This window comes from Sphingobacterium sp. UBA7631 (genome assembly GCF_002483935.1).
In the GTDB taxonomy this organism is placed as follows: Bacteria; Bacteroidota; Bacteroidia; order Sphingobacteriales; family Sphingobacteriaceae; genus Sphingobacterium; species Sphingobacterium multivorum.
The window spans coordinates 103,800-128,430 of sequence record NZ_DLIX01000002.1 but is presented as its reverse complement, the minus strand read 5'-3'; the positions used below and the strand labels follow the sequence as shown (position 1 = coordinate 128,430).

Genomic DNA, 24,631 nt, shown 5'->3' with positions numbered 1-24,631 from the left:
CATAAAAGCAAATCTGTTTAGCGTTCTACAGAATTTTTATAAATTTTCAGAGCGGAAACTAAATTATTGACAATTTCCTGTTGCCCTTCATCAGACAATAGGTAGCTCTCTTCTTCTCTATTACTAATAAAGCCAATTTCTGTAAGCACAGCGGGCATACCTGCTTCAGCCAATACAGCTAAGCCTTTCTCCCAGAATCCTCTACTATATCGCCCTGCCTTCACATACTCACCTTCAATCATCTGCGCCAGACGAATACTTTTTTCACGGAATCGGTTTTTCATCAAGGAGAAGATGATAGCACTTTCAGGGTCTTTTGGATCAAATCCCTGATAATTTTCTTTATAGTTTGATTCCAGTAACAAGGACGCATTTTCACGAACTGCAGCATCTTGCTGTCCCAAACGATGCGAACCCGAGACCAATGTTTCGGTACCATGTGCGCTAGCACCACTGGAATTACAGTGTATTGAAATAAATAAATCTGCTTTATTGGCATTCGCCAAGCGAATACGTTTGTAAAGCTCAACAAATTCATCCGTCGTTCTCGTGTAGATGATCTTGATACCCGGAATATCTTTCTGAATCTGCTTTCCCAATTTTAACGCAACTTCAAGGGCTACATTTTTCTCCAACGATCGCCGCCCTTGTGCTCCGGTATCTTTACCGCCATGGCCCGCATCAATTACAATCGTTTTTATTTGGTAGTCTGGAGGCACTGCTTGCCCATTGTTTAATGTGAAAGAATTCAATAAAAAAAATCCCAAAGTAGCGAACACAACGCTACACCATTTTCTAATTCTTAAATCTGATTTCATTGAATAATTATTTGCTCTACTATAAACGAATCAAAATGCGTCAATATTATTTCTTTAATAGATAACGATATTTAACATATTTTCTATTGCTTTTTTGACTAATTTTGTCTCTCGAAGTTTAACATTATTTCACAAAAATAACATTTGTCTTTAATTTTGAAGTCGTTAATCAACATTTTAACACTATTTATCATTCTTGCAATGAGCAATGCTAGCTTTGCTCAAAGTAATATTCCATTAAAACAGAACGGACTTCAAGGTAAAGATCCTATTTCGGCGACCAATAAATCGCAAGATACGAGTAAATCGAAAACTGCAGATACGACCAAATCTGTAAACGATACAACCAAGAAAAAAGGAAGTGGCTTGCAGGCCGAAGTGAGCATTATTGCGGTTGACTCGCAGAAATCTGAAGTTGCCAAGAATATCAGTCACCTTTATCGCGGAGCAAAAGTAAAGTACCAAGATTTTGAACTTTCTGCCGATTATATCCGTCTTGATCGAAACAAGAAAAAGATTTTTGCTTCTGGGATCTACGACAAAAGTGGTAAATATGTAGGGCGTCCTATTGTCATCATGGGTAATGGTGAATCACCGAAAACAGTAGATTCACTCTACTACGATTACGAAAAGCAAGAGGGAAATACCTACGGTATTATGACCGAAGTTGATGGTGGATTTATCCAGGCCAATGTTGTTCGAAAGAATATCTACGACGAAATGTCTATTTACAAGGGATTATATAGTACCTGTAATCTACCCTATCCGCATACCCATTTTGGAATTCATATCACCAAAGGAATTGTCACTAAGAACCAGATTATTTCTGGTCCGGCCTACCTTGTCGTGATGGGTGTACCGATGCCCGTGGCATTTCCATTTGCATTTTTCCCAAAACCAGATAAAAGAGCATCCGGGTTTCTCTTCCCTTCTTTTGGAGAAGATTATACCAGAGGATTCTCCATGCGGGATATCGGTTGGTATTTGGCCTTCAACGATTACTGGGACAGTGAGATTAGAGGTTCCTTGTATTCTAAAGGTTCGTGGGAAGCTTCCATCAATACGCGCTATACCGTCAACTACAAATTTAACGGTGGTTTTAATATCCGTTACGCCAATACCAAAACAGGTATTGAAGGAACACCCAATTACGGCTCCAATAAGGATTTTAACGTCACATGGAACCATACCCAACGGCAGGAAGCCAATCCAGGAACATCTTTCTCTGCAAGTGTTAACTTTGGTACAAGTTCTTTCTTTCAAAATACCGGAACCGGAAGTACACAAAATACCTATGAAAATCTTGCCCGTAACCGTATGGGATCGTCCATCAGTTATGGAAAAGTATTTGCCGATGGTAAGGTAAACCTCACGGCCAGCTTAACGCATAACCAGGACATGGCTACACGCAGTATACAGATGAGTTTACCCAACATCAGCTTAAACGTATCCTCTTTTAATCCATTTGACAGCAAAGACCGTGTCGGTGAACAAAAATGGTATCAACGCATCAATGTCGGTTATAGTTTCCAGGCGCAAAACTCGGTCAGTACCATTGATACATTGTTGTTTAAACCAGGAGGTTTCAAAAAATTCCAAAATGGTTTCCAACACAATATTCCAATCAGTCTATCACTCAATGCTTTTAAATATTTCCAGTTCAATACCAGTGTAAACTATACCGAACGTTGGTATTTACAAAGTACGCGACAAAGCATCGACAATACCGCTGCAGGTTATAAACAACGTATCGATACCGTTCAGGGATTCAATCGTGCATACGATTACTCGGTATCGACCGGACTTTCGACCAAGGTTTATGGTAATTATTTCCCTAAAATAGGTAACCTTAAGCAGATCAGACACGTTGTTACACCGTCAATCAACCTGAACTATAGACCCGACTTTTCGGATCCAAAATATGGTTTCTATCAGCATTATAACGATCAATATGGAAACAGAAATGTATACTCAATCTTTAGCCAGGGTGTCTACGGTTCCCCTTCCGCAGGAAAATCTGCGGGGATAGGTTTCTCCATTGACAATAATATCGAAGCAAAGGTCAAAAGTAAATCTGACACCACGGATGGCGGTATGAAGAAAATCCCTATTCTTCAAGGTCTGACGTTCAGTGGAAATTACAACTTTGTGGCCGACTCGCTAAAGTTGTCCCCAATTACTTTCTCTGGCCGTACAGCTTTTTTCGACCAAAAGATGAATGTAAACTTCAACGGTACATTTGATCCTTATTCGGTCAACGAAAATGGTGTCCGTGTCAATCGCTACGCCATTAAAGACGGTAGCCTTGCGCGCCTGACAAACTTTGGTCTTTCCTTTGACTATAGTCTGAATCCTAAGGCTGCGAAATCACGTAATAACAATATTGATTCTTTAAGAAAAGAAATGACAGGAGCGGGTATGACTCCCGAACAGGCACAAGCCTTAGCTCGAATCAGCTCAGATCCAAACGCATTTGTGGACTTTAACATCCCATGGAACCTTGCGGCATCGTTCAGTTTCAATATGGCAAAATCGTTCAACTCCAGTACACGAAGAATGCAGAGCCAGATCACAAGCACATTGAATTTACATGGCGACTTCAGTGTTACGCCAAAATGGAAAGTCACCTTTCAATCGGGGTACGATTTCAAACAGAAGGAAGTGGTCATGACCTCTTTCAATATCTATCGCGATCTGCATTGTTGGGATATGTCATTTGGCTGGATGCCTTTTGGGCGGTTCCGAAGCTACAACGTCACCATTCGTGCCAAGGCATCGATCTTACAAGATCTTAAGCTCACAAAAAGAGCCAGTTCAGGAGGCAGTTATTTTTAAAATAACTGCTTTTTTTTTGAAATGTTATATTCATATTGGCCAAAAAGAATTTTCAGTTTCTTTTCAAAAAACTTCTTCCATCAAATACATCTTAAACATTTCGTTGAGCCGCAATTTTATGTAAGTTTATATACTGAATCTTCTGGGATTGAATTTTCATTTTTTAGGCGCTAGCGCATGGACATTTTAACACCAGAAGATTGAGAAAATCAAACACGATACATACCCACATATGTATTTTTCACCGTAGGGATGTGTCGCATAATTATTTTAAAGATGAAAGCAGAGATTATTACCATAGGCGATGAGATTCTCATCGGTCAGATTATTGATACCAATTCAGGCTGGATTGCCAAACAACTGCTCCAATTCGAAGTCGATATCGTTCAAATGACATCGATCCCTGATACAGAAGAGGCTATTTCAACGACATTGAAAGAGGCTTCAACGCGGGCAGATCTTATTTTAATCACTGGAGGTCTGGGCCCGACGAAAGATGATGTGACAAAAAAAACGGCCGCAGCATATTTTGGAACCACCTTGATCCGCGATGAGCATGTACTTCGGCATGTGACCAACATATTTGAATCGCGCAATCTAAAGATGCTCGACATCAATCTACAGCAGGCCGATGTTTTAGCGAATTGTGAAGTCTTATTTAACGACTATGGCACCGCGCCCGGCATGCTGGTCCATCAGGACCAAAAGAGGTTTATTTTTATGCCTGGCGTGCCCTTTGAGATGAAATTTCTGATGGAAAAACATGTGCTGCCCCTATTAGCCAAACAGGATCCTGACTTATTTATCTGTCACGAGACCATTTTGGTTGGCGGAATCGGAGAATCATATTTGGCAGAAGAAATAAAGGATATCGAAGCAGAACTTCCTTCCAGCATAAAATTGGCCTATCTACCAACCTTGGCCTTTATCCGATTGAGACTCTCTGGAAAAAGCAGGAATAAATCTGACATTATGCTCCAGGTTGCCCTTTTTAAAACAAAGCTACTCCATCGTTTACAACACCATGTCATCGCGGACTATGACACAAGCATCGAGCCCTATCTGATTAAAGAGCTTGGCCGCCGAGGTGCTACATTGACTACTGCAGAAAGTTGTACCGGAGGTAGCCTCGCCGCTTCAATAACCGCGGTAGCGGGAAGCAGCACGATATTCCTTGGTGGTACCATCCCCTACTCCAACGCGTTAAAACAACAATTGTTGAACGTCGAGGAAGAAACACTAATCCAATATGGAGCAGTAAGTGAGCAGACTGCTATCGAAATGGCTTCCGGTTCAAAAAAGGCATTTTCTTCCGACTATGCTATTGCGACAACTGGAATAGCGGGGCCAGGTGGTGGAACAGCTGAGAAACCAGTTGGCACTATTTGGGTGGCTGTTGCCGGGAAAAAGGAAATTTTAACCAAGAAGTTTCAATTTGATAACGACAGACTGATCAACATCGAACGTACCCGTATGAATGCTTTATTACTTCTATGGAAGTTGCTTGTAAAAGAAAAAGAACAGGATACACAATAAAGTAAAATAATATTTCAAAAAACACGTTATTTAAGGAATAATATTTTAAATTGTTGAAAGTAAACCACAATTTATTTAACTTCGTTTTTCTATAACGAGATTGCTAAAAAATATGGCTTTATATAAACTCTTGCTCCCAAAAATGGGAGAAAGTGTATCCGAGGCAACAATCACAAAATGGTTAAAACAACCTGGTGACCTGATTGAGGAAGATGACACTTTATTGGAAATTGCAACTGACAAAGTTGATTCAGAGGTACCTTCCCCTGTAAAAGGTGTTTTAAAAGAGCATTGCTATACCGTAGACCAGACTGTCCAAGTTGGTGAAGTCGTTGCAATTATAGAAATTGAAGGCGAAAATGAAGAACCTGCGATTCAAGCACAAGAAAATATCGCTCCTTCAGCGGCAACTCCCGAAGAGATCATAGCATTGAACATCCCAGGTGTAGACCAGCTGCCCAATGTAACAGCTGAAATTCCATCTTCTTCATACGAAAATACCCTTCGCTTTTATTCACCTTTAGTGAAAAATATAGCACGTCACGAAGGATTGTCCCAGGATGAACTTGACCGTATCCAGGGTACCGGAGCAGAGGGAAGAGTGACTAAGGAAGATATTTTAACGTATGTATCGCATCGGGATTCCTCCTCAAAATCGACAAAAGCCATTCCGGCAGAGCACACGAACACTAGCACGGGCATGAGTACGGAATCTCCAAAAATAACCTCCAGCGCTCCGTCGCATGTTCACACCGTTGCCAATGGCAGTGATGAAATCATTGAAATGGACCGTATGCGGAGATTGATAGCAGACCATATGGTCAAAAGCGTACAGACCTCTCCCCATGTATGTTCTTTTGTTGAGGCAGATGTCACCAATTTAGTTTTGTGGCGCAATAAAGTTAAAGATGCTTATAAAAAACGCGAAGGAGAAAACATCACGTTTACCCCTTTGTTTATCGAGGCTATTAGCAAGGCTCTCAAAGATTTTCCATTGGTCAATATATCGATCGACGGTTACAATATCATCAAGAAGAAAAACATCAATATTGGTATGGCTGCAGCATTGCCTAATGGCAATCTCATCGTTCCGGTCATCAAAAATGCTGACCAATTAAGCTTAGTCGGGTTGAGTAAAAGTGTCAACGACCTCGCACAACGGTCACGGGCGAATAAATTGAAGCCTGACGATACCCAAGATGGTACATTTACATTCACCAATATCGGCGCTTTCGGTAATATTATGGGAACGCCTATCATTAACCAACCGCAAGCTGCAATCTTGGCTGTCGGTACCATTACGAAAAAACCAGCGGTCATAGAAACAGAGTATGGCGATATGATTGGTATTAGACATATGATGTATCTGTCACTCTCTTACGATCACCGTGCAATCGATGGTGCTCTCGGAGGTACTTTCTTAAAACGTGTGGCCGACTACCTGGAAAACTGGGATAGCAATAGAGTAATCTAACAATCAGAATAAAAAAACGGCTCTGTTAAGAGCCGTTTTTTGTTATCTAGTATATACGTTTTGTTACTTAAACATACTTTGTTCGAACTGTATTTTTTTCTTCTTAATCACCAATTGAAACCGCAGGTACAGTAAAAGCGAAGAGCTTAGCAGGCCCAGCGTTAACCCATACCAAATCCCCTTGATACCCCAGTTAAATACGACGCCCATGAGGTAGCCGCTTGGTAGCCCAATAATCCAATAAGCGATAAATGTGATTAGGGTTGGTATATTCACATCCCCCATCCCACGTAACACTCCCAGACCGACAACTTGCGTACCATCAAACAATTGGAAAAGGCCCGCAATAATCAACAGCTGAGAAGCAATAATCACCACGGCATGATCTGAGGTAAAGATATAAGGCAAATAATCATTCAATAGCGCGAACAAAGACGCTGTAATCACCATAAAGATCAACACCAATTGATACGACGTGATGGCAAATCGTTCGAGACGAAAAAGATTTCGATTACCATAACTATTCCCCACCTTGATTGTTGCAGCAGCAGCAATACCACTCGCCATCATATACGTCATCGCGGCCAGCTGTATGGCTACTTGATGAGAAGCTTGCGCTGTCGCACTTATGGTACCGGCTAATAGGGATGCCCCTGCAAAAGCCCCAATTTCAAAGACATATTGCATAGCCACGGGTGCCCCGATCCGTACGATCTTCAACAATCGCTCCCGATCGACCAATGTCACTTTAAAGTATTGAATATATCCTTTAAATTTCTGCGATCGCAAGACATAGGTCATCATCACAGACATCATTAACACACGGTCGATCAATGTACTGTATCCGACTCCCTTGACCCCCATTGGGCTGATGCCAAACATCCCTTTGACAAAGATGATCGCCAAAATAATGTTCAATACATTCCCCCAAATAGTTACATTCATCGCTTGCTTAGTAAACCCCAGGCCTTCAGCAAATTGCTTAAAGGTGCTAAATACCATTAATGGAAGCATCGATAAACTCAGAATAAGTAAATAAGGCTTTGCCTCCTTCACCACAGCCGGATCTTGGTTGAGGTGATCGATCGCCAACATTGAACCAAAATAGACCAATGCGAATAACAAGAGTCCCGCAATAATATTTAACCAAAAGCTATTAGACAACAAAATAGCACATTCTTTTTTATTATCACGGCCATTCTCTTGCGCAATCAATGGCGTGATGCCATACGCTATCCCCAAACCAATGACCATAACAACCATAAAAACAGCATGTACCAACGAAACTGCCGCCAATGGAATGGTTCCTGCAAAATGTCCAACAATCACACTATCTGCGGTATGCACCAGCGTATGTCCCAATTGTGAGATCACCACCGGCCCCGCCAATACCATCGTACTTTTGTAATACGGTTTAAATGTTTTAAATTTTCCCAACATAATCGATTTCCCAAAAAAATAGCCACAAAAATACGAAGATATTTCCGCCCTATCGTCATATTAAAAAATATTTAGCAAAAATATAACAATTTACACCCATCAAATAACCGCACTTTGTTAAGTAATTTTTATGTTTCAAATACCTTAAAATTATCTTAAATTTACTTTTGGGTCTAAGAACTATAGAAATATAAATGTACCTTAGCATCTAGTTAGTAATCAAAAGAAGAGGAAAAAGAGTATGTACAATCCAGTAATAGCATTTCTAAACATCGGAACACAAGAGATGATCTTAATTGTGTTTGCAATCTTGTTACTTTTTGGAGGCAAAAAACTTCCTGAATTGGCGAGAGGTTTAGGAAGAGGAATACGTGAGTTCAAAGATGCATCAGAAGGTATCAAACGTGAAATTTCAGATCAAATCAATAATTTCGAGAAAGACATAGACGTTAAAACAGAAGTAAAAGAAGAAACTGTTCCTAATGATGTTCGTTTGGCTGAAGAGCAAGCTCAAGCAGCACACGAAGAAGGGGCTAAGCCACAGGAAGCCGTAGAAGGTTCAGAAACAGATCAACCAAAGAAAAAATATGAATTCACAACACCTGCCGGTGTCGTTGAGCATAACCCACATAAACAACCCGATTATGGCGAAGAGCCATCTCACATCACGTACGGGTATAACGATCATTTTGCTGAAACGAAAAACAACGAGGTAGAAGATAAAAAAGTTCCTGAGCAGGACAATACCAGTAAACCTGCTTAATTTTACTACTTTAGTTTATAATTAGATATACTTAGAGCTGTTGAATCACCATTCAACAGCTCTACTTTTTAAGATTAAACCGACAATGAGCTTATCAACACACGAAATTACCATTGCTAATGAGCTTTCTATTAGCGAAAAACAAGTTCGCACGACTATAGCACTATTAGACGAAGGCGCTACTGTTCCGTTTATCTCACGCTACCGTAAGGAAATGACGGGTAGTTTGGACGAAGTTCAAATCACCACGATCAGAGATCGTTTCCAGCAGCTGCGTGATTTAGATAAACGTAAAGAAGCTGTTCTTAAATCGATCAACGATCAGGGAAAATTGACACCGGAGCTTGAGCAGCAGCTTTTGGGTGCCGAAACCATGGCCAGTCTCGAAGATATCTATTTGCCTTACAAACCCAAGCGTAAAACTCGCGCCAGTGTGGCACGTGAAAAAGGTCTGCAACCTTTAGCGGATCTTATTTTAGCACAAGAAATAGGAGATTTCCTCCCCCTTGCCGACAGTTTAATAGATGAAGAAAAAGGCGTTAAGAATACAGAGGAGGCACTAGCCGGTGCCCGCGATATCATCGCAGAGATCATTGCGGAAGATGCGACAGTGAGAGCCAAAGCGAGAGCGATATTCCTCGAAAAAAGCACATTTGTTTCACGGGTAGTTCCTGGAAAGGAAGAAGCTGCACTAAAGTATAAAGATTATTACGAATGGTCTGAACCGTTGAAAAATGCACCTTCACATCGTGTGCTGGCCATGCGCCGCGGAGAAAAAGAGGAATTACTCTATTTAGATATCGATATCAATGAAGAAGAAATCCTACCAGGTATCGAATCGATCTATATTAAGGGTTCCAACGATGCCGCAGCTCAGGTAAAACTCGCCTTGGTCGATAGCTACAAGCGGCTGTTAAAACCTTCTATGGAGACGGAAATTCGTGTATTGACACGTCAAAAAGCCGATGAAGAAGCCATCAAAGTTTTTGCCGACAATGTGCGTCAACTACTACTAGCCGCTCCACTAGGGCAGAAAAGGCTGCTCGCGATCGACCCAGGATTTCGTACAGGCTGTAAAACGGTTGTTCTGGACGAACAGGGACAGCTTAAAGAAAATACGGCCATCTTTCCGCATACAGGCGCCAATGGACTTGCAGAAGCAAAAAAAACAATTCAGTATCTAGTATCAAAATATGATATCCAAGCCATCGCAATCGGCAATGGAACCGCCGGTCGTGAAACGGAAGAATTTGTACGGAGACTCGGATTAAATAACGTTACCATCGTAATGGTCAATGAAAGTGGAGCCTCTATTTATTCGGCTTCCGAAACTGCCCGTGAAGAATTTCCAGATCAAGATGTTACGGTACGCGGCGCAGTATCTATTGGTAGACGGTTGATGGACCCATTGGCTGAACTGGTTAAGATCGATCCAAAATCGATCGGTGTCGGACAATATCAGCATGATGTAGATCAAAATAAACTCCAGACTTCATTGGATGATACCGTCATCAGTTGCGTAAATGCTGTCGGTGTCGAATTGAATACGGCCTCCAAACAAATTTTATCCTACGTTTCCGGTCTTGGTCCATCCCTGGCACAACAGATCATCAAATACCGGAATGAGAACGGTCCTTTTGCCTCCAGGCGCGAACTGAAAAAAGTTCCTCGCCTTGGCGATAAAGCCTTTGAACAAGCTGCAGGCTTTCTACGCATCCGCCATGCCGCAAACCCACTGGATTCGTCGGCGGTACACCCCGAGCGTTATGCATTGGTCGAACAAATGGCCAAAGACCTTGGCAAAAAAGTAGAAGATCTATTGACTGACGCTGACTTGCGAAAATCGATCCCTTTGAAAAACTATATCTCAGAGGAAGTTGGATTACCGACATTGAATGACATTCTCAATGAATTAGCGAAACCCGGATTAGATCCAAGGGAAAAGTTCGAAGCATTCTCATTCACAGATGGCGTCAATACCATTGGGGATTTAAAAGTGGGTATGAAGCTGCCAGGAATCGTGACGAATATTACAAATTTCGGAGCCTTTGTTGATATTGGCGTACATCAAGATGGCTTGGTACATCTAAGCCAATTATCGAATCGCTATATATCGGACCCCCATGAAGTCGTCAAAGTACAGCAACACGTCATGGTAACAGTAATAGAAGTAGACGAAAAGCGTAGTCGTATCGCATTGTCAATGAAAACAGATGAAAAACCTGCGCTACCCAAAAACAAAAAAAATGAACCTAAAAAGCAGGCCGAGCCACAAACGGATATGGCCAGCAAGCTCGCTGCATTGGCGAGTAAGTTCAAATAGATAGTTGTAACATCCTATCGAAAAGCTGACCGTTCGCCGGACTGCCCCTCATAAAAGTGCTTAACATTTTTTGGCGGCGCTGCGGCGACTGGTCAGCTTTTTTTTGATTCGATTAAATCCAATGTCCGTCATTCGTATCGCTGTTTTATTTTGTATCTTTAGAGGAAACAAGTTTAGACCCGTTATGAAAAATTGTACCTTACTATTCTTCCTATTTTTTGGAATTTATTTTTCTAAAATCCAGGCACAGCAACTTCACGACGGAGCCTATCTATACCAGGATGGCATCAATAAACACTTAATGCTCGTTAAAGATCATTATATCTCGTTTATAAGTTACGATGATGTCAGAAAACGTTTTCAACATACTTGGGGTGGGCCACTTGATAAACAGCCTAATCTGATCAATATCGCCATCGAGTATAATTCACAGGATTCATCTGCCATCGGCAAAACAACTCAATTGCCGTATCGGAGTGAAGCAGACTCCCTTCGCCTAAAAATAGCCAATAGCTATCATCTCTATATTAAACAGAAAAAAGTCCCGCAGGACCTGGACGCACTTTGGCGCATCACTGGTCGCCAACAAGGAGAAAAAATGCAGGATATTCCGAAAGCAGACCGCAAAACAATCAAAATATTGGTTGATGGCTATTTTCAATGGATAGCGATTAATCCTGCACAAAAAGGTTTCTATGGTACTGGCGGGGGCAATTATCAATACGATAACAATCGGTATACTGAAAAAATACAATTCTTTTCGAGAGACAATAATCGAGTTGGGCAAGAACTGGCCTTTGACGGTGAAATTGTAGATGGCAGATGGCAGCATAGAGGAAAAAGCTCGAAAGGAGACGATATTTATGAAATTTGGAGCAAAGAAATAACTGAATAAAAAAATATGACAATAGAAGAATTTCAATCACTTGAAAGTCCACTTCAGCATTGGACAGCGGTACAAAAGTCACTTTGGTATGATCTGAAAGGAAATTGGAAAACCGCGCACGACCTCATCGATCAATTGGGGGGAACCGACGCAGCACATGTTCATGCTTATTTACACCGCAAAGAAGGTGATCAATGGAATGCAGAATATTGGTATCGCCGCGCCAAACAAAATGTATACAGAGGCAATCTTGATGATGAGTGGAAAGAACTCTTCAAGTGTTACGTTGTGTAATAACAATTACCCTATTTTCGGACAGGGGCTGTTTTCTTTTATATACACAAAAGGACAATTTGGGTAATAAAGTAGTCAAAAATAGTATAGAAAATTAACTCAGAACTTTTTTAGGCTGTTGAATATCTTTAAAAACATAAAAATATTACCAAATAAGATATAACATCAACCAAATCCGGAGATAATACGTAACAAAAATAACACAAAGAAAAATATTATAAAACTAACAAATAGAATGGCACAGATATTGAATATAGCTTGTTATACTTGAGAAAGTATACTTTTCATAAATTTAGGTTAATAATTGGTTAGGTTAAACACTTGAAGTTCCCCACTTCAAGTGTTTTTTTTAGCAAAAACTCAATCGAAGTAACATCAAATCCACTTCCCCCATCTTTTTTTAATTAGGACACTTTCTTTCATTAAAAGGTATATTAAAAATTTAAAACAATACATTGTATTACTATGTATTTTGTTATATATTTACTTCCATGAACAAAGAATTTATTGACAAATGGATTTCACAGCTAAAAAAAGGAAGTCTTTCTTTTGTTGTATTAGGTATTCTTGCCTATGATCAGGAATACTATGGCTACGATCTTATCCAGGAGGTCAAGAAGAAAACGGCCATTGATATTGCTGAAGGAACATTATACCCCTTATTGATCCGTTTAAAAAACGAAGGCCTGGTCGAATCGAACTGGGTGCCTCAGGAAACTGGGATTCCAAGAAAATATTATAAAATAACAAAGGAAGGCCAAAGTACTTTCTTAGAGATGAGAACGTACTGGACAAGCTTAAACCAACATTTAACCACTTTGACGCATGCATTATAACCAGATACCCTTTACAAATAGATCCTCAGCTCAGCTATATCAAGACTACATGTCAACAGCGACGGCTCTTGTAAAAAAATTAGCCTTGGAGCAAAGACAGGATATCTTATGTGAAATCAATAGCCACATATTTGAGGCATTGCAACAGCAGCTTCCCCCACAATTAATCCATGACGCCATGCCTAGTCAGCTCCAAGAAATCTTAGATAAACTCGGGTTACCAGAGACTTTTATCAAGGAAATGATTTTGTCAACGTCCATTGCCCCGTCAATAGAATCTCCTCGTAAATCCCTATCCTTATTACGGGTACCTATCATGCTCACACAAGGGATCATAAACATGATTTATTATATCATCTATACCCTGATGCTCATCGCCGTATTTCTCATCGTGGCCAAGTTTATTGATCCTCAGGGAGTCGGATTCTTCTATGCGCCCAACAAGTTTTTCATATTCGGCAAACTTATTTTACAGCACGAAGAAGCCCTACGTTACGAACAATTGGGCAATTATTTCATTCCGGCCTTTCTATTTATCATCAGTGGACTTTACTATTCCTCCACGTTAATTTTGAAACTCAAAAAATCTATTCCCCATAAATTATGAAAAGAACCACAGTGTTATTGTTCCTCTTAGGAACCCTATCAAGCCCCATTCTCAAAGCCCAGGAATTCACACCTGTTCGCATGGACAGCCTGATGGCCGTTATGGATAAAAATAATGTCTGGATGGGCAGTATTGCGATCAGCAAAGGCGATCAATTACTCTATCAAAAGGCGATTGGATATGCAGACCTGGCGCAGAAAAAGAAAGCCAACATAAATACGCGTTATGGAATAGGTTCAATCTCCAAAACTTTCACAGCAACACTTGTACTAAAAACAGTTGAGCTCGGAAAACTGAAGTTAGACGAACCAATTTCCGCATTCTTTAAAGATATTCCAGACGCTGGAAAAATCACCGTTCGCCAACTGTTAAATCATAGCAGCGGATTACACAATATCACGGATGACAACGATTATTTGACATGGAATACTAAACCACAGACAGAGAAAGAGCTTGTTGAACGTATCGTCAAAGGCGGAGTTGAATTTGACCCCGGCAGCAAGCATGTATATAGTAATTCAAACTACATTCTACTTACTTATATTCTGGAAAAAGTATGGAAAAAAGACTATGCTTCTTTATTGAAAGAGTATATCTGCCAGCCACTAAAGTTGGAACAAACCACATTCGGCCGTCCACAAAATAACGGCAGTGATCTGAGCGAATCTTATCGGTATACACAAGAATGGACCCTTGAACCACACACGGACAACTCAGTTCCGCTTGGTGCTGGCGCAGTGTGGTCAACTCCGGCAGACTTGGCCAGATTTTTCAATGCATTATTTAGCCATAAAATCATCAATGCTGCAAGCCTGGAAGAGATGAAAAAAATAGATCAGGGCTATGGGATCGGCTTATTCCAATTGCCCTTCTATGAACATGTAGGCTTTGGCCACACAGGCGGTATAGACGGTTACTCTTCTGTCGCTGGCCATTTTGATGATGGCAATTATAATGTCGCTATCATTAGTAATGCCAACAATTATACTAATAATGAAATTTTAAAGTTCAGTCTGGGCGAACTTTATAAAAGGCCCTTTCCACTTCCTGATCTTGCGGAATTACAATTGACGGAGGAAGAAATTTCAAGTCTCATTGGCGAATATAAAAGCGAGCAACCTCCTATTCAGATAAATATTACGAGAGAGGGCAACAAGGTATTTGGACAGGTCGTTGGTCAATCTTCATTTCAGCTAAAAGCGAAGGATAGAAACACGCTGGTCCAACCGCAATTTGGTGTAAAGATCGTCTTTGAACGTAACGAAAACAAAATGACACTCTATCAAAATGGACATACACTCGTTTTAAGGAAATAAGGAGATACTGCCGTTAACTACCGCAACGATTCATGGCCCTTATTCGGCATTATCTGAAATTTTTCATTAGGTAGTTATGAAGTTATACCGACATCCTCCATGCGGACCGATGCCCTCGTCATCACGCAGTATCGCTAAAAGAGCAGTGGTTGAACTAAACCGCTGCTCTTTCAACTAAGGTGTTTTACAGTTTTTCTAAATAGAAATCATCACCATACACAGTACCGCTCAAGGGTTTATAGAAATAGACCGTAGCCGTAGTATTATTGGCGCCAGTTGTAAAAGTAACCGAAGCATTGGAATAGCTGGTCGTACCAATAGTCGCATTGACTGCAGTTCCACCAAAGTTTTTGACGCCGATACTAACTGACTGGCCAGCTGTAGACACTTTGGCGTAGCCACCGAACCGATAGGTCGCATTTGGCGTTAAACCGGTCAGGTATTGTTCAATGGATGTCTCCCCGCCCGTTTCGCGGATGCATCTGCTTCCTGTCCGGGCGTCGGTGGAAACGACCGATGATCCGCCACCCCATGTTGTCCATGGATAGATGGTACCACTTTCGAAATCGCCATTGCTAAATAAAGGTAGCTTATACACACGTACATAATCAACCTGCATACTAAAGGGCAGGTCAGCATTTGTGATCGCTCCTGGCCATCCAGCTCCACCGGCCTGATTTAAAATCAGATAAAAAGGTACGTCAAATGGCCATTGTTGCGTTCCGCCACCAGAAACCCTTGCGTAGGTATATTGCAATACATTGTTGACGTAAAATCGAATGTCGTTTGGACTCCAGATCATCGTATATAAGTTGTAATCTGTCGTATTATAAGTGGCCGCTTTTGAAGCGGTGCTTCCACCATTTGCATTGGTAACCGAGCTATTATGGATCGTATGATACATCACACTTTCGTTGTTGACATGCTCCATAATATCAATTTCACCACAGGCTGGCCAGCCTCCATACGCCGTAGCCGGTTCGGGCATCATCCAAATCGCAGGCCAGGAGCCTCTTCCTTGTGTAAACTTAGCCCTCACTTCAACTTTACCATAAGTCATACTAAATTTTCCCATCGACTTAACTCCACCCGCATGATAGGCAACAGGATCTCCGGCTACAACAGCATTATCCATACGCAATACAAGATTGCTCCCGTCTTGGGATGCATAAGCCGGCAAGGAGGTCATATACTTATTCCATGCGACAGTGCCCCTGTCTGCATAAGACCATTTTGTGGAATCAAATCCCCCGTTACTATTAAACTCATCCGACCAGATCAGTTCGTAATCTGTTGTCGCTACGGCAGTAGCATTGAATAGCTTAGTCGAGGCCTTCGCCTTACTTACTTCCGGAATCGAAGTTTTTGTTGTTGTCGAGTCTTTTTTGCAGGCAAAAATAGACAGGCTAGTTGCGATTAGGCTCAACACCAGCCAAAATTTGGTTTTTCTCATTTAGTTTTGGATTATTGGTTTTAATTAAGTTTATAGCGTTATTTGACAGCCTGTGGAGCAAGCTGCATTAGAAACGAAGATTCATTTTTTTCTTTCATTTCTTCCTTCCTGTTTTAACCAAAAGGAAGAAATGAAAGAAAATGTGTATTATTTCGATAACACGATGTGCCTGATTATTTAAAATTTACTGGCAGAAAGACAATTTTGCTGTAATTCTCTTTTTCAAATAGAACACCGAGTTTATTTTTATTTAAAAGTACTAAATCGGAATAAGCAGCATAATCCCCTTTCACACCTTCGGGAGCTTTGGCAACGACCTGATTGAAATACCATGTTTTGCCCTGATCTTTACTTAAACGAACGGTTAGATTGTCCCTTCTATGGGTTGATGCAGCATTACAAACAGCCAATACATATTTTCCTTTCTTTTGCCAGGAAAGTACCGAGCCCTGGTTGACTGGATCGGCCAGATTTTTATCATAATAGGTTGTATCCCAACTGACACCACCATCACTGGAATAGGACACAATCCTCGATTTTACGTTACCTTGTTGATTACGGGAATTCATATACAGTCCTGTATGCGATATTTGCGCGGCCATGGTTTCATTTGATCCTTCAAATTTCACGCTCGCCCCTATCTTGAAGGTCTTTCCATGATCGTCCGAGTAATACGAATGCGCAAAATAGTCCTTGCCATTTTCTTTTGGATTTCCTTCAGAATGGTTAGCAGGAATATAAATGCGTCCTTTATACTTACCAGAATCAAATTGTAAAGCATGCCCGGGTGTATTCGCATAGGTTCGCCAATCGTCCTTAAAGGTATATTGCGCATTTACTGACGGTTGATTGGGGCGATGTGTCTCGAGCGTAATATTCTGTGGCTTGGACCATGTTTTACCGCCATCGGATGAACTAATTGACCAACATTCCCGCAGGCCACTCCCTTTGCGCACTTCTCCCTCATGATTATTCCCCGTATTGTAAAAAAGTAAGAGACGTCCTTGAGGATATGCTGGATCCAATAGATCAACTACAGGTGCTGGATTTCCCACCTGTAAATTATCGTTGTCCACAGCGACTTGCAATGGCCCCCAGGTCTTTCCATTATCCTTACTGGTTTTATAAACAATATCCACATTACCAAAATCGCCAGCATGATCCACCCGACCTTCGGCAAAAGCAATTAACTGTCCATTTTTATCCTTTACAATGGCAGGTATACGATAGCTTTTATAGCCCTCTTCGCCTGAAACAAACACATTCACTTCCTGTGCGTGGCAGATACTGGCTAACATTGCAAATACCACCATTGTCCCTAATTTCTTCATATCGATATAAGTTTATTGTTACTTTTCTTTAAAAATTTCATCTGCATTCATGCATTTAGATATACGATTTACTGCTCCCTTTCAATCGGGAGACAGGTAAACATCCATTTCAGTGGATTTTGCCAGTCTTTCCCTTGTAATTTCCCCACGGGCAGTTTGACTACAATGGTATTCCAGCCCTTGCGCAATTGAATCATCGTAGGACTTCGGTAACTGTATCCCTCATCAATTAAGGGGATTTCAAGGTCTCCCCTTTTACCCGCCTGTTGCCAATCTGGCGGAAGCACTTTATGTCCATTGACCCAAAGTGTGCTCATTCGATCGTCCCAGGTCCCCAAATGTGGTGAATCACTGGCATACGAACGCGAGAGATCATTAAAACCGATCCAAAAACCTTGGTTGCCCCCTTTTTCACTCCACACTTTGCTCAGGGCATACACGGTACTATTTTCAAGTGGACGGTCAATCGCCCCTTTAACAACATCAGCCCACCAATGGCGCAATACAATGGTACCTCCGTAAAACTCGCCGATCTTTTTCAAAGCGTTAAAATCTCCTGTAGCTTCATTTTTTAAGGCCATACCCAGATCGCCTTTATTTTCCACAGGCCCGTATAATATCCATTTTTGCCTACTTTGTTGGTGGTAGGGAAAGATAAGACCATTAAAATACAGTTGTTTATGTGTAAGTAAACGCTTTTCAAATTCGACAAAATCAGCCAATCCTTTCACATCCGTTTTGATATTACTACGCCATGCAAAATCCCCTCCCCCTCGCCAGCTGCGCTCCGCAAATGTCAATAAAGCGGGGTAAACTCCATTTTGACGAAATAGATCGTTTTCATTCTTCACCGCGCGATCGGGCCATGAACATAGCGTAGCACCCATTAACTTTTCATTTTCTGCAGACTGTCCGCCCAACTGCCTATAGAACAAGGTCGTCACCGTTTCTAAAGGATCCATGTGATTGATGTACAAGTGCTTTGAATCAATGACTTCAAAAGGCGAATCATTGGTAATAGCTTTTGGGCCACCCATCCAAAGCTGCCGGATTGTGTTTGGCTGCAAATTGCCGCCGGGTTCCCAACCAATAGTTTTTAGACCCAAATCCTCCGTCCATGTTGTCATCATCGGTAAAAATTCTTGATTATGAATTTTCACCTCATCCCCCCCAATATGCAGATAAGGTAGTCCCGGATAAGTGTTTGCAAATTCCTTAACCAGTTCCTTGAGGATAGCTATGCCGCTATCGCTCTGCATATCAGTTTTAAAATAACGGCGAAATGCTGCTGAATGTCCCGGCATATCAATTTCGGGTACAAGTTGGATATGCCGATCACGACAATACCGAATTAGTTCTTGCATTTCCTCAACGGTATAATACTTTCCCTTCCAACGCTCCATATTCGTCGAGTCGGTCAAACCGGGATATTTTTTGCTGATCAGTCGCCAAGCAATATCCTCAGTGAAATGAAAGTGAAAAATATTCAGTTTATAGCGCGCCATGATATCGATCTGCTCTTTTAGCACATCCATTGACTGAAAATTTCGTCCGACGTCTACCAAGTAACCGCGCCAGCGAAAGGAAGGATAATCGGTAATGGAGCAATAGGGCAACTTGCCATCACTGCCTCTGAGTTGACCCAGAGTTTGTAAGGCATAAAAAACACCGGCACTCGTTCTGGCTTCGATCTGTATTCCCTGTTCATCTACGTCGATCCGATAAGCCTCCAATGATGCCGAAGGTAAAACCAATTCGTGATCACAAACAATGGTGATATTTTTATTCTTGAAGTTGTCGAAAATAATCTGAGTTACATTCCAATCTTTCAACAAGAGGCTTAACATCTGCCTATCAGCATTTTCAACCTCCCCTTTGATATGCACATGGACAAGATCCGGTAAACAATAACGCCCTGTTTTCCAGCTCACAGCATGGGGCATAGGAAGCAAAGGAGGTTTGATTGAATCCGGTAGACAGCATAAAGGACTGATTAAAATAAGAATAACCAGCAGACCGGATAGCAATGTACATGTAATGGACTTTTGGTGCTCCATAATCTTCTACTTAAGAGAATTAAATTCCTTTAAAGTTTGCATACAATACCATTCTTGGCGAGGGAGATGGAAAGGACCTTTAAACAAATTCCCTTTTGCGGTTTGGGCAATCTTCCCATCACGATGGAGGTAACCATACCACTCACCATTGATTTTATCGTGAAAATGATCATAGGCATACTGATTGATCTGCTGATGCCAATTTTTATATTTCTCATTCCCAGTCATCAGGTAAGCGAGTAATGTTGCGATAATCGTTTCATTCTGCGGCCACCAAAATTTCATATCTTGCCAATATTCTTGTACTGGCTTTCCATAGACATCTCGAAAATAGAGTATACCACCATATTCTTTATCCCAGCCCCGTTCCCACATATAATCCAACATACGACAGCCTAGATCAATCAAATGCGGATCGTTTCCCCGGGATCTAGCTTCATGTAGGATAAACCAAGCTCCTTCGATAGCATGTCCGGGATTGAGTGTACGACCGTCAATATGATCGACAATTTCACCTTCAGGTCCTACTTGTTCCATCACGCAGCGAATATCGTCCTTAACAAAATCACGTTCAATCTGTGCGATACAATCACTGATGACACGATCACAACGCGGATCCCCAATGGTCTCACGAATCTGCTGTGCCGTATTGATCATAATCATCGGCACACCTATTCCCTTCATTGGCCTTGTGGCTTCATACTTTGGTTCGATCAATTTTTCTCCATTTGCATACGCGAGGCAAATTCCCAACAGATGTCGTGCTTCATCTGCTATCTCCTCGTCTCCAGTCGCTTTTGCATAGGCTGCAAAGGCGATTGCCGCGAAAGTCTCCGAAAAGAAATAGCGACGCATACGAATAGGATCGCCTAGGCGGTCAACATGAAAATACATTTTTCCATTAGCGTCAAAACAATGCCCTTTCAAAAATTCATAGCCGATTCGGGCTCCTTCCAGCCATTCCTCTTTTTGTTCAACCGTATTGTAAAGTGTGGCCAGCAACCAGCATGCCCTTCCCTGTATCCATACGGCTTTATCGGTATCTATCAAAGTCCCATCCTGATCGCGCATGAACAAATATCCGCCATATTCATGGTCAATGGACCGTGGAAACCAAAATGGTACAGTGTCTTTTAAAAGCTGATCACGATAGAATACTTCCAAATCCTTCAAGTAATCCCTGTCTATTATTTTTGCGGTATCTTTTATACTTATCTGTTTCATGTGTTTTACTACTTACATCAATTCATTTCTATTTATTGAATCGTCAAAGCGAAAGTGGATACCGGTGTTCCAATTTCATTTTGAAGATTTGCTCTACTGAATGGTTCGAATCCATACAGGATTTTGGTGATTTGGAAATTCGGTTTAACGATCTCGATGGTATTATCCGATACGATATTTGCGTTTACATTGAAAATCCTTCCTTTATTGTCCATCAGCTGAAATCCTCTTACCGCTGTATTTTCCTGAGTTTTTAATTTTTTACAATGATCAAATATCAATACCAGCTTATCCTCATGAAGTGTACAACTGACCGGATTAGGATGATCGGCATTCAGTTCAACGTTATACAAGTGTTCCTGCACTAAATTTGCCAAGCGCTGGCCTACTGTAATCTTTTCACGGGGATGTACATCCAAAGAATCTCCTACATCGAGCGTTACGGCCATGTATGTACCTTTAATGCCCTTCTCCAATAAGCGTTGTGCGTTTCTAAAATCTCCCCATGAAGGCCTGTCTATACTGGAGAGCTGCGCGAAGAAAAAGGGCAGTTCTTGGTGAAAATTCTTCCGCCAGGAAGAAACCAATGTTTTAAAAAGACGTTCGTAAAGTTCTATATTATGCGCATTGCTTTCACCTTGATACCACAGTATTCCTTTCAACCCGGTGTTTAACCATTTGCTAACGCCAGCTTCAAAATTGTAAGCTGGTTGATACGGATGACGTTGATTTTTCACGTTCGAACCAGCGAGATTCTGACCCGCACGTTCCCGACAGAACTCCTGCACAAAATCAGATTTTTGCCAGTTATGAATATAAGAAGCCAGCAAATCATCGTTTTCCAATGATTTACGGTCAATCCACGATTCGGTATTGGATCCACCGACAGACAGATCAATAATGCCAATCGGAATATGTTGTTCTCTGGCTATTTGTTCAGCAAAAGCATAAGCAACTGCAGAGAACTGTGCTGCTTCATCTTCATTCGCTTGCCTCCAGCTGCCGTTGAAATAGGCCAAATCGTTTACTTCCCTTAAGGTTACGGTATCCCATGCAACTGCATTGGTCTCCACAAGGTTGCGGCACTTAAAAAGGCGCAGATTGTGTAGTCTACCGGCATTTCTGATCAACGGATCACTGTTTGCGGCACGGCGAAGTTGAAAAGCCATATTCGATTGTCCCGAAGCGAGATATACATCGCCAAAAAGAATATTTTTCAACACTATTTTCTCTCTGCCGGAACTTACTTCGATGTCATAAGATCCCCCAGCCTCCATTTTGGGCAACTTGATTTCCCAGGAACCATCAGGATTGACCTTAGTCTTATAGCTTTTCTTATTGAAAACAATGTTGATCTCAGCGGCAGCAGTGCCCTTACCAAAGATGCTATTCTCCCAATTACGCTGGAGCACCATATCCGAACCGATGGTTTCGGCCACTTGTAGTTTTTGGCTAAGAGGTACCAGTGCATTAGCCACCTGTCTCGCAATCATTGTTGCTCCTTGCTTATTTGGATGCAAGTAGTCGTCGAAAAGATCTATTCGATACCGAAGCGGGGTGTTGAGATCAATCAGTCTGACTTGATTATTTTGAGCAATCTGAGGAATCAATTCCTGAATCTGGTTGTACCAATCGCGGGTTCCTGAGAGAAAACGCGGATGACCGCTAAAGATAGGCGTCAATCGACAGATGTAAATTTGCATTTTGGGATTAACGGATCGTATGGAATCAATCAAATCCGCGTAATCTGATGCAAAGGAGTATTTATAATTTGGCCAGTTTCTCGGATCGGTATCATTGAGTCCCAAATGTATAATGGCAACATCGGGTTTAAAATCCAAGGCCTTCTTGTATTCCTCTGTTTTAAAATAAGGTCTATGCCCCTTACGTAAAAGAGTGGCTCCTGAATGGCCAAAATTCCGTACTTCAAACCGCTGGCCCAACAATGACTGAAGCTGCCCTGGATAAGAATCCAGCCTAGGATTGCCGAGGCCATAACCAAAGGTTACGGAGTTACCAATACAAGCTACCTTTGTCCGGGGCTGTCCCAAGGAAATTAAGATGGAAAGGATCAAACAAAAAAGTAGGCCTCCTTTTTTTGAAATACTGATAAGCATTATGTGGATGAAGGGTTTCATATTCATGATCTATTCATTCAGGATATAGCTGCGGTTACTTTTCCAGTGTTTTCGGTTTAAGAAATACGATTTGCAAGAGAAGTGCTAACAGTACCGCAGCCCCCAATAATGCAAATCCTAACCCAAAATGGCCTTCATCCTTAAATCTTCCCAGCCATTGTGTGATGACAGCTCCAGCAAATACACCTACCATATTCATAAAGCCATAAGCGGTTGCCCGCAAATTTTTGGGAACAACCTGACAAAGAATAGGCATATTGTTGGCATCGAAAATACCAAAGCCAATTCCAAAACAGACTGCCGCCCCCACAACTGCAGGTAAGGTCTGACTTAACCCTAAAAACAATAAAGCCGGTATAGTCAGTCCAAGGCCAATGGCACTGGTATAGATGCGACCGCGGATATGTTTTTGCACCCATCGGTCACTGAGTATTCCGCCGACGATAACCCCGATAAAGGATGAGATCGCAATTGTAATTGTCGACAATGGACCTGCACTGGCCATTGGAATATTTAGGCTATCTGCAAACAATGTTGGCAGCCAATTTTTGATGGCCCAACCCGGTAAGCTTGGAGCGGCGAAATAAAACAATAGAATCCAGAATGCTACATTGGAAAATAGCAGCAGTAAGCTTTTAGAGAGGGGTAATTGATCTTCTGAAGTACGCTCATCAGTTGACGGTCCGTGCTTCTTCTCCAGGAGCAAGACTGCAAGTAGGAGGGCATAACATATTCCGATAATTCCAAACCAATGAAAAGCAGTATGCCATCCTTTTGAAGCGGCTAATGTTGCACCAAAACCGCCTAAAGCCTGCCCCGTATAGAGTCCTGTCATATGTAGCCCAATGGCCAGCGATCGATTTTTTCCAGTATGGTAATCGGCGATCAAGGAAAGGGCTGTCGGGATATACAGCGCTTCACTAAACCCCATAATAGCCCGTAGTACCAATAGTGTTGTGTAATCGTGCGCCATCCCCATACCATAAGTTACCGCTGACCAAACAAAAAGACTGCCTACGATCAGCCATTTTCTATTGCTACGATCGGCAACGATACCCGCTATCGGACTCATAAGACCATAGATGTAAAGAAACACGGCCATCAATACACCAAAAGTCTCAGCACGCTGCAATTGTGGAATATCGACCTGCATGGCTTCGCGCATAGTTGATAGCATCTGCCGGTCCATATAATTCAGCAGAGCGACCCCCCAAAGGAGTGCTACAACGAGCCACGGGTAAAAAGATTTATGTCGTAAAGAAGAGATCATCTTAAGCTTTATCAGGGTTATATGAATTTT

The 24,631-nt window shown here is 41.6% G+C and carries 18 protein-coding genes; 10 read left to right on the top strand and 8 right to left on the bottom strand.

Translation table 11 applies throughout. From position 1 onward, the window contains the following. Positions 1-17: 17 nt before the first annotated feature. Positions 18-818, bottom strand: a complete 801-nt coding sequence (locus B3P16_RS00780) for an N-acetylmuramoyl-L-alanine amidase family protein (protein WP_046673952.1) — start codon at positions 816-818, stop codon at positions 18-20. Positions 819-1,019: 201 nt separating this feature from the next. Here B3P16_RS00780 and B3P16_RS00775 point away from each other — a divergent pair, with 201 nt between their 5' ends. From B3P16_RS00775 to B3P16_RS00765, 3 genes are all read left to right on the top strand, one after another. Next, positions 1,020-3,653, top strand: a complete 2,634-nt coding sequence (locus B3P16_RS00775; RefSeq protein ID WP_286840941.1) for a putative LPS assembly protein LptD — start codon at positions 1,020-1,022, stop codon at positions 3,651-3,653. A gap of 276 nt (positions 3,654-3,929) precedes the next feature. Continuing rightward, the gene (locus tag B3P16_RS00770) at positions 3,930-5,189 is read left to right on the top strand and encodes a competence/damage-inducible protein A (RefSeq protein WP_286840939.1); all 1,260 of its coding nucleotides are present in this window, start codon (positions 3,930-3,932) and stop codon (positions 5,187-5,189) included. 112 nt (positions 5,190-5,301) lie between these two features. Beyond that, positions 5,302-6,663 (top strand): dihydrolipoamide acetyltransferase family protein, encoded by a 1,362-nt coding sequence (locus B3P16_RS00765; protein WP_286840937.1) that lies wholly within the window; start codon positions 5,302-5,304, stop codon positions 6,661-6,663. A gap of 63 nt (positions 6,664-6,726) precedes the next feature. Here the strand turns inward: B3P16_RS00765 and B3P16_RS00760 are convergent, their stop codons facing one another. Continuing rightward, the gene (locus B3P16_RS00760; RefSeq protein WP_070564888.1) at positions 6,727-8,103 is read right to left on the bottom strand and encodes an MATE family efflux transporter; all 1,377 of its coding nucleotides are present in this window, start codon (positions 8,101-8,103) and stop codon (positions 6,727-6,729) included. 241 nt (positions 8,104-8,344) lie between these two features. On the opposite strand from B3P16_RS00760, the gene B3P16_RS00755 reads away from it, so the two are divergent. The 7 genes from B3P16_RS00755 (at position 8,345) to B3P16_RS00725 (ending at position 15,128) form a co-directional block, all read left to right on the top strand. After that, positions 8,345-8,866, top strand: coding sequence for a Sec-independent protein translocase subunit TatA/TatB (locus tag B3P16_RS00755; protein ID WP_046673947.1), 522 nt, complete (start codon positions 8,345-8,347; stop codon positions 8,864-8,866). 85 nt (positions 8,867-8,951) lie between these two features. After that, positions 8,952-11,189 (top strand): Tex family protein, encoded by a 2,238-nt coding sequence (locus B3P16_RS00750; protein WP_286840935.1) that lies wholly within the window; start codon positions 8,952-8,954, stop codon positions 11,187-11,189. Between the two features lie 184 nt (positions 11,190-11,373). Continuing rightward, a complete protein-coding gene (locus B3P16_RS00745) occupies positions 11,374-12,084 on the top strand; it encodes a hypothetical protein (protein ID WP_070564880.1) in 711 nt (236 codons plus the stop codon). A gap of 6 nt (positions 12,085-12,090) precedes the next feature. After that, on the top strand, positions 12,091-12,369 hold the full coding sequence (locus B3P16_RS00740; protein ID WP_070564877.1) for a hypothetical protein: 279 nt from the start codon (positions 12,091-12,093) through the stop codon (positions 12,367-12,369). Positions 12,370-12,860: 491 nt separating this feature from the next. Next, positions 12,861-13,205: a PadR family transcriptional regulator gene (locus B3P16_RS00735; protein WP_070564875.1), complete on the top strand. Its 345-nt coding sequence runs from the start codon at positions 12,861-12,863 to the stop codon at positions 13,203-13,205. 49 nt (positions 13,206-13,254) lie between these two features. Continuing rightward, positions 13,255-13,812: a hypothetical protein gene (locus B3P16_RS00730; RefSeq protein WP_147282057.1), complete on the top strand. Its 558-nt coding sequence runs from the start codon at positions 13,255-13,257 to the stop codon at positions 13,810-13,812. Beyond that, positions 13,809-15,128: a serine hydrolase domain-containing protein gene (locus tag B3P16_RS00725; protein ID WP_286840933.1), complete on the top strand. Its 1,320-nt coding sequence runs from the start codon at positions 13,809-13,811 to the stop codon at positions 15,126-15,128. The genes B3P16_RS00730 and B3P16_RS00725 overlap by 4 nt, the downstream gene beginning before the upstream one ends. 184 nt (positions 15,129-15,312) lie before the next feature. Here the strand turns inward: B3P16_RS00725 and B3P16_RS00720 are convergent, their stop codons facing one another. The 6 genes from B3P16_RS00720 to B3P16_RS00695 form a co-directional block, all read right to left on the bottom strand. Continuing rightward, positions 15,313-16,581 (bottom strand): family 16 glycosylhydrolase, encoded by a 1,269-nt coding sequence (locus tag B3P16_RS00720; RefSeq protein WP_286840931.1) that lies wholly within the window; start codon positions 16,579-16,581, stop codon positions 15,313-15,315. Positions 16,582-16,754: 173 nt separating this feature from the next. Next, entirely contained in the window at positions 16,755-17,912 is a 1,158-nt protein-coding gene (locus B3P16_RS00715) for a sialidase family protein (RefSeq protein ID WP_070564862.1), read from the bottom strand. Positions 17,913-17,980: 68 nt separating this feature from the next. Continuing rightward, complete coding sequence (locus B3P16_RS00710) at positions 17,981-19,969, bottom strand: family 20 glycosylhydrolase (protein WP_286840929.1); 1,989 nt, start codon at positions 19,967-19,969, stop codon at positions 17,981-17,983. A gap of 6 nt (positions 19,970-19,975) precedes the next feature. Beyond that, complete coding sequence (locus B3P16_RS00705; RefSeq protein ID WP_286840927.1) at positions 19,976-21,193, bottom strand: AGE family epimerase/isomerase; 1,218 nt, start codon at positions 21,191-21,193, stop codon at positions 19,976-19,978. Positions 21,194-21,225: 32 nt separating this feature from the next. After that, positions 21,226-23,310: a GDSL-type esterase/lipase family protein gene (locus tag B3P16_RS00700; protein WP_286840925.1), complete on the bottom strand. Its 2,085-nt coding sequence runs from the start codon at positions 23,308-23,310 to the stop codon at positions 21,226-21,228. 55 nt (positions 23,311-23,365) lie between these two features. Then, positions 23,366-24,601: an MFS transporter gene (locus B3P16_RS00695; protein ID WP_286840923.1), complete on the bottom strand. Its 1,236-nt coding sequence runs from the start codon at positions 24,599-24,601 to the stop codon at positions 23,366-23,368. Positions 24,602-24,631 lie beyond the last annotated feature (30 nt).